8 protein-coding genes are annotated in these 6460 nt (G+C 62.6%); 6 read left to right on the top strand and 2 right to left on the bottom strand.

Annotated elements, in window-relative coordinates:
- Window positions 1–89 precede the first annotated feature (89 nt).
- A complete protein-coding gene (locus CAK78_RS06905) occupies window positions 90–1010 on the top strand; it encodes an SPFH domain-containing protein (protein ID WP_005304750.1) in 921 nt (306 codons plus the stop codon).
- The gene (locus tag CAK78_RS06900; protein ID WP_005304753.1) at window positions 1007–1462 is read left to right on the top strand and encodes an NfeD family protein; all 456 of its coding nucleotides are present in this window, start codon (window positions 1007–1009) and stop codon (window positions 1460–1462) included. The genes CAK78_RS06905 and CAK78_RS06900 overlap by 4 nt, the downstream gene beginning before the upstream one ends.
- 83 nt (window positions 1463–1545) lie before the next feature.
- Here the strand turns inward: CAK78_RS06900 and CAK78_RS06895 are convergent, their stop codons facing one another.
- Window positions 1546–1959 (bottom strand): CBS domain-containing protein, encoded by a 414-nt coding sequence (locus CAK78_RS06895; RefSeq protein ID WP_005304756.1) that lies wholly within the window; start codon window positions 1957–1959, stop codon window positions 1546–1548.
- Between the two features lie 156 nt (window positions 1960–2115).
- Here CAK78_RS06895 and CAK78_RS06890 point away from each other — a divergent pair, with 156 nt between their 5' ends.
- From CAK78_RS06890 to CAK78_RS06880, 3 genes are read left to right on the top strand one after another with little or no spacing between them, the layout of a single operon-like run.
- Window positions 2116–4026 (top strand): ABC transporter ATP-binding protein, encoded by a 1911-nt coding sequence (locus tag CAK78_RS06890; protein ID WP_094696800.1) that lies wholly within the window; start codon window positions 2116–2118, stop codon window positions 4024–4026.
- Complete coding sequence (locus tag CAK78_RS06885; RefSeq protein ID WP_176452709.1) at window positions 4019–4480, top strand: DUF2390 domain-containing protein; 462 nt, start codon at window positions 4019–4021, stop codon at window positions 4478–4480. The genes CAK78_RS06890 and CAK78_RS06885 overlap by 8 nt, the downstream gene beginning before the upstream one ends.
- A complete protein-coding gene (locus CAK78_RS06880; protein ID WP_094696799.1) occupies window positions 4474–5328 on the top strand; it encodes a 23S rRNA (adenine(2030)-N(6))-methyltransferase RlmJ in 855 nt (284 codons plus the stop codon). Before CAK78_RS06885 ends, CAK78_RS06880 begins: the two co-directional genes overlap by 7 nt.
- 78 nt (window positions 5329–5406) lie before the next feature.
- Here CAK78_RS06880 and CAK78_RS06875 read toward each other — a convergent pair whose 3' ends face one another.
- A complete protein-coding gene (locus CAK78_RS06875) occupies window positions 5407–5625 on the bottom strand; it encodes a hypothetical protein (RefSeq protein ID WP_176452708.1) in 219 nt (72 codons plus the stop codon).
- Window positions 5626–5805: 180 nt separating this feature from the next.
- Between CAK78_RS06875 and CAK78_RS06870 the strand changes: the two genes are divergently transcribed.
- Complete coding sequence (locus tag CAK78_RS06870; protein ID WP_094696797.1) at window positions 5806–6168, top strand: DUF2061 domain-containing protein; 363 nt, start codon at window positions 5806–5808, stop codon at window positions 6166–6168.
- Window positions 6169–6460: the final 292 nt, after the last annotated feature.

The raw sequence follows: 6460 nt of genomic DNA, 5'->3' as shown, positions 1-6460 counted from the left end.
AATTAACAAAGCCGTATGATGACAAAGGCGCTTGTGGTGCCGCACGCAAGGCCATAGGCTAGTGAAAGTGTTTCATAAGGAGCTAAATGATGAATGAATCATTGATTGTGCTGGGGATCTTCGTGTTTCTGGTACTTCTCACCCTGAGCGCCGGTATCAAGATAGTGCCGCAGGGTTACAACTGGACCGTGGAGCGCTTCGGCCGCTACACCCGCACCCTCTCCCCCGGCCTCAACCTGCTGATCCCTTACATAGATCGCATCGGCCACAAGATCATCATGATGGAGCAGGTGCTGGACATCCCGGCGCAAGAGGTGATCTCCCGCGACAACGCCAACGTGACCATAGACGCCATCAGCTTCGTGCAGGTGGTAGATGCCCGCAAGGCGGGCTATGAGGTCAACGATCTCACCAGCGCCATCCGCAACCTGACCATGACCAACATGCGGACAGTACTGGGCGCCATGGAGCTGGACGAGATGCTCTCCCAACGCGACACCATCAACGAGAAGCTGCTGCGTACCATGGATGCGGCCACCGCCCCCTGGGGCATCAAGGTGACCCGGATCGAGATCAAGGATGTACGTCCGCCGCTGGCGCTGGTCGAAGCCATGAACGCCCAGATGAAGGCCGAGCGCCAAAAACGGGCCGAGGTGCTGGAAGCCGAAGGGGTGCGCCAGTCCAAGATCCTGAAAGCGGAAGGTGAGAAGCAGTCCCAGATCCTCAAAGCCGAGGGGGAGCGTCAAGCCGCCTTCCTCGCCGCCGAAGCGCGGGAGCGAGCCGCCGAGGCGGAAGCCAAGGCGACCCACATGGTGTCAAAAGCCATCGCCGAAGGGGATCTGCAGGCCATCAACTACTTCGTGGCCCAGAAATACACAGAGGCGCTGGCCCGCATCGGTGAAGGCCCCAACAGCAAGGTGGTGATGATGCCGCTGGAGGCGGGCAGCCTGATCGGCGCCGTGGCCGGCATGGCCGAGCTGTTCAAGGATGGCAAGGGCGGCAAGTCATGACAGCCCTGTTCGAGGGACTGACCCATTGGCACTGGCTGGGGCTCGGCTTCGTGCTGCTGGCCATCGAGGTGCTGGGCTCGGTGGGCTTTCTGCTCTGGACCGGCATCGCCGCGCTGGAGGTGGGCCTGCTGCTGCTGGTCTGGCCCTTCGGCTGGCAGGCCCAGCTGCTGCTGTTCGCCCTGCAATCCCTGCTCACCACCTGGGCCTGGTGGCGCTGGCAACACCGCCGGGATCGATCGGAGCAGGATGCCGCCGCCCCCATCAACGAGCGGATGCAGGGGTATCTGGGGCGCGAGCTGGTGCTGCTGGATGACGTGACTCAGGGGATGAGCCGGGTACACCTGGACGACACCGCCTGGACGGTGCGCTGCAGCCAGCCACTGCTCGCCGGCAGCAAGGTGCGGGTGACGGGGCATGACTCCCATATCCTGCTGGTGGAGCCGCTGCCCTGACAGAGGGGCAAGGCGCCATGACCGCCAACAACAAAGGGCTCCGCGGAGCCCTTTTTCATTCTCTTGCAAGCCGTGCCGGCAGGTTAGAAGGCGTCGCTGTCGAGGGCCGCGCGCAGCAGATCCTTCCAGCTGATGATGCCGACCAGAGCGCCATTTTCCAGCACCGGCAGGCAGGAGACGTTCTTCTCCAGCATCAGCTTGACCCCCTCCCGCACCGTGAGCTGGGGAGCGATGGTGATGGGGTGGCGGCTCATGATCTGGTGGGCGCGACGGTTGAGGGTCTCGGTGTCGCGGCTCATCTCGGCCTCGGAGTCGAGATAGGGGCTGATGGCGCGAAACAGGTCGCGATCGGAGATGACCCCTACCAGCTCCTCCTCCTCCAGCACCAGTAGGTGGCGAAAGTGGGCCTGCTCGAAGATCTCCTTGATGACACTCAACCTGTCGTCCATGGATACGGTGGCGACCCGGGTCGTCATGATGTCCCTGATATGCAGCATGCTAGCCTCCACCGTCATCCTGATTGATAGTTCTGTTATGACATGTTTTTGTGGTGCCAGCTAGTAGCAGGCCCGCACCTAAAGTGCAAACCGGCGCCATTTCACGTAAGATCCGCGCCAGTTTTTCTCCTTCATTTGAGCCAAGCAGACCAATCCATGATAGTTGCCAGTCAAATCGAACTGATCCGCGGCGGCCGCAAGCTGCTGGACAACGCATCCGCCACCATTCACCCCGGCCACAAAGTGGGTCTGGTGGGCAAGAACGGCTGTGGCAAGTCCACCTTTTTTGCACTGGTACGGGGCGAGCTGGCCATCGACAGCGGCAGCTTCAGCCTGCCCACCGGCTGGCAGATTGCCGGGGTGGCGCAGGAGACCCCGGCGCTGGACTGCTCCGCCCTCGACTACGTGATCGACGGCGACAAGGAGTTCCGCGCGCTGGAGGCCGAGCTGGCCCAGGCCGAGCGGGATGACAATGGTCTGCTGGTGGCCGAGCTGCACGGCAAGCTCGACACCATAGGTGCCTACAGCATTCGCGCCCGCGCCGCCGAGCTGTTGCACGGCCTCGGCTTTGGCGACGAGCAGCTCGGCTCGCCGGTGCGCAGCTTCTCCGGTGGCTGGCGCATGCGCCTGAACCTGGCCCAGGCGCTGCTCTGCCGCTCCGATCTGCTGCTGCTCGATGAACCGACCAACCACCTGGATCTCGACGCCGTCATCTGGCTGGAGAAGTGGCTCAAGGGCTATCAGGGCACGCTGGTGCTCATCTCTCACGACCGCGACTTCCTCGACTCTGTGGTGACTCGCATCATCCATATTGAGAACGGCAAGCTCAACGAATACAGCGGCGGCTACTCCGACTTCGAACTGCAGCGCGCCGAACACCTGGCCCAGCAGCAGTCCATGTACGAGAAGCAGCAGCGGGAGATGGCCCACATGCAATCCTATGTGGATCGCTTCCGCTACAAGGCCTCCAAGGCCCGCCAGGCCCAGAGCCGGTTGAAAGCCATGGAGCGGATGGAGAAGATCCTGCCCGCCCACGCCGACTCCGAGTTCAGCTTCGAGTTTCGCGAGCCGTCGGCCCTGCCGACCCCGCTGATTGCCATGGAAAACCTCAGCGCCGGTTACGGCGACAAGGTGATCCTGGAGAAGATCAAACTCAACCTGGTACCGGGTTCACGCATCGGCCTGCTCGGTCGCAACGGTGCCGGCAAATCCACCTTCATCAAGATGCTGGCGGGCTCCAATCCGCCGCTCTCCGGCAAGCTGGAAGTGAGCGCCGGGGTGAGCATCGGCTACTTCGCCCAGCATCAGCTGGAGACCCTGCGCCTGGACGACTCACCCCTCGATCATCTGGTGCGCCTCGCGCCGGACAAGACCGAGCAGGAGCTGCGCAACTACCTGGGCAGCTTCGGCTTTCACGGCGACAAGGCGCTCGACAAGGTGGCCCCCTTCTCCGGCGGCGAGAAGGCGCGGCTGGTGCTGGCCCTCATCACCTGGCAAAAGCCCAACCTGCTGCTGCTGGATGAACCGACCAACCACCTAGATCTGGAGATGCGCCACGCCCTGACCATGGCGCTGCAAGGCTTCGAGGGCGCCATGGTGGTGGTCTCCCACGACCGTCACCTGCTGCGTACCACCACAGATGACTTCTATCTGGTGCACGGTGGCCGGGTCGAGGCCTTCGACGGCGATCTGGACGACTACCACAAGTGGCTCGGCGAGCAGGAGAAAGAGGCCAACGCCAAACAGGATGACGGCGTCGTCTCCGCCAACTCGGCGGTGGCGCGCAAGGATCAGAAGCGGCGCGAGGCGGAGTTCCGGCAAGCGACCCGACCGCTGCGCCAGAAGCTGGAGAAGCTCGAAACCAGCATGGAGAAGCTGCAGGCCAAGCTGGCCGCGGTGGAAGAGCAGCTGGCCGACCCCGCCATCTATGAAGAGAGCGCCAAGCAGAAGCTCTCCGAGTTGCTCAAGTCCCAGGGCCCCATCAAGGAGGAGCTGGAAGGGGTGGAGCTGGAGTGGATGAGCCTCAGTGAGGAGCTGGAAACCATGGAGCAAGCCTTCCTTGCGTGACGAACAGCTGATGACGAGCGAGCGGATCGACGCCCATGAACTGCCGGGCCCGCTCGACTTCTGGCACTGGAGCGGTGAGGTTTACGGCGCGCGCAGCCAGGACTGGCTCAGCGTGCAGGCACTGGGGGGCAACGTCAACCTGGCCCTGTTGCTGCACCGGCTTGATCAGAGCAGCATCCCGGTGGATCTCACCGACCTGCAACCGGCGCTGGTGCAGACCGAGGCGGTGCTCGGCCCCTGGCGCACCCTGCGTTCGAGCGCCAAGGCGCGGCTCGGCGAGCAGGAGTATCAGGCCATGCTGGCCCACGAGCTGGAGCTGGAGCGACTGCAACAAGGGGTGCTGCTGCAGACCCTGCGCAGCCTAACCCTGTTTCGCGGCGACAGCCGCAACCTGTTGAACTATCTATTGTTACTGGGGGCCCAGCAGGGCCCCCTCAGAGACCTAATATGCTGAGTTATCGCCACGCCTTTCACGCCGGCAACCACGCCGACGTGCTGAAACACGCCGTCCAGGCCCTGATCATCGAGTCCCTCAAGAAGAAGGAGAAACCCTTCATCGTGCTGGATACCCATGCCGGCGGCGGTCTCTACGACCTGCGCGGCGACTGGTCCCAGAAGAAGGCGGAATACGCCGATGGCATTGGCCGACTGTGGGATGAGCGGGCCCAGTGGTCCACCATGGCCCCCTATCTGGACGTCATCGCCGACATGAATATCGATGGCCAGCTGCGCTACTACCCGGGCTCCCCCGAGCTGTCGCGCCGCCTCACCCGCGAGCAGGACAAGCTGGCGCTGATGGAGCTGCACAACAACGAGGTGGAAGACCTGCGCGCCAACATGGGTTACGACCCCCGCGTCGCCGTCCACCACCGTGACGGCTTCGAGGGGCTGGTGGCCCTGCTGCCGCCCACGCCACGCCGCGGCCTGGTGCTGATCGACCCGCCCTATGAGCTGAAGGAAGATTACTTCGCGGTAGTCGATACCCTGAAAAAGGCACAAAAACGCTGGGCCACCGGCATCTATGCCCTCTGGTATCCCATTCTGGGTGAAGAGGCGGACAAGTCCCGCGACATGCTGCGCGCCATCAAGCGGGAGAACTTCGGTAACGTCCTGGTGGCCGAGCTGGAAGTGGCCGGCCAGACCGCCGACTGGGGCATGAACGGCTCAGGCATGCTGATAGTGAGCCCGCCCTGGCTGCTGGACGAGCAGATCGAAGCCTTCCTCAAACCCCTCTGTGCCAAGCTGGCCCAGGGCGCCGGCGCCCAGTACAAGGTGGAGTGGCTGAACAAGGCCGAGGCCTGACCGTTCATCCGCCACAAAAACGACAAAGCCCCGCGAGGGGCTTTTCTATTACTGCGGCAGTTGTGGCTTGAGGGGCTGTTATTGCCGGGTGCCAACCTCTGCGGGGAGCTCCCGCCAAAGCGCCAGAATAAGCAGCGCCAGCAGGGCGACGGGGGGAGCCAGGCAGAGCAGCATGCACAGCACTGTGATCAGCACCGGATGCTTGCTCTTGCGGCGGGCCAGTCGCCAGGCCACGACGCCGACGATGCCCATCAGCAGCAGGATGAACAGCACATAGATGTTGGCATTGATGGTCATGAAATCTCCTTTTTCATGGAAAAACATCACTTTACCGCCACCTTGGCAGGGCGCAATCCCCAATCCGGTGAGGAGGTTCTCACTTGATAGGTCGTCCCTATCCAACCATTAGACGAGAATAATTTTCATTTAATGGGGTTTCGGGGGATACTCTGCTTATCACCAGAGGGAGCCGCCATCATGAAAAAGACCATCAGCTTTGCCGTTTTACACTTCACCGTGGCCTTCACCGTGGCTTACCTGCTGACCGGTGAACTGCTCACCGCCAGCCTGATCGCCCTGATCGAACCCGCCGTCAACACGGTCGCCTTCTACTTCCACGATCTCGGCTGGCACAAGCTCAAGCCCCACCACAGCCTGCAGGCCAAGACCAGCAGCTTCGCCCTTGTGCACTTCTCGGTGGCCTTCGGCGTCGCCTACCTGCTGAGCGGCGAGCTGCTCACCGGCGGCGTGATGGCGATGATCGAGCCTGCCATCAACACGGTCGTGTTCTTCTTACACGAGCGACTGTGGCGCGCCCGCCAGTCGCTGGCACTGGCCTGAGGGAGGGGCAGCGGCCCTTCCCCACACCTGAACAAGCTTCTCTCCCCCGGCAAGGGGCCACCCCCCTGCCGTACTGACCAATTTGTTGATCCCGCCCCAACATTTATCACCCCGCCCTTCCCCTGCGTCCCTCTCTCGTTACCATACCCGAATGGCAATCAAAGCCTCGTCGGAGTCATCCATGAACCCTCTCCGCCATCCCCGTTGGTTACAAAGCAGCAGACTGGAGGCTGAAATTCAGGGGCGGTAGCCATGCCATCGGCTGGCCAACTCCTGCCGATCACAGCAAGGG

Origin of the sequence: Aeromonas sp. A35_P (genome assembly GCF_002259925.1) — a bacterium.
GTDB lineage: Bacteria > Pseudomonadota > Gammaproteobacteria > Enterobacterales > Aeromonadaceae > Aeromonas > Aeromonas dhakensis.
This window is presented reverse-complemented; position numbering and strand designations above follow the sequence as displayed.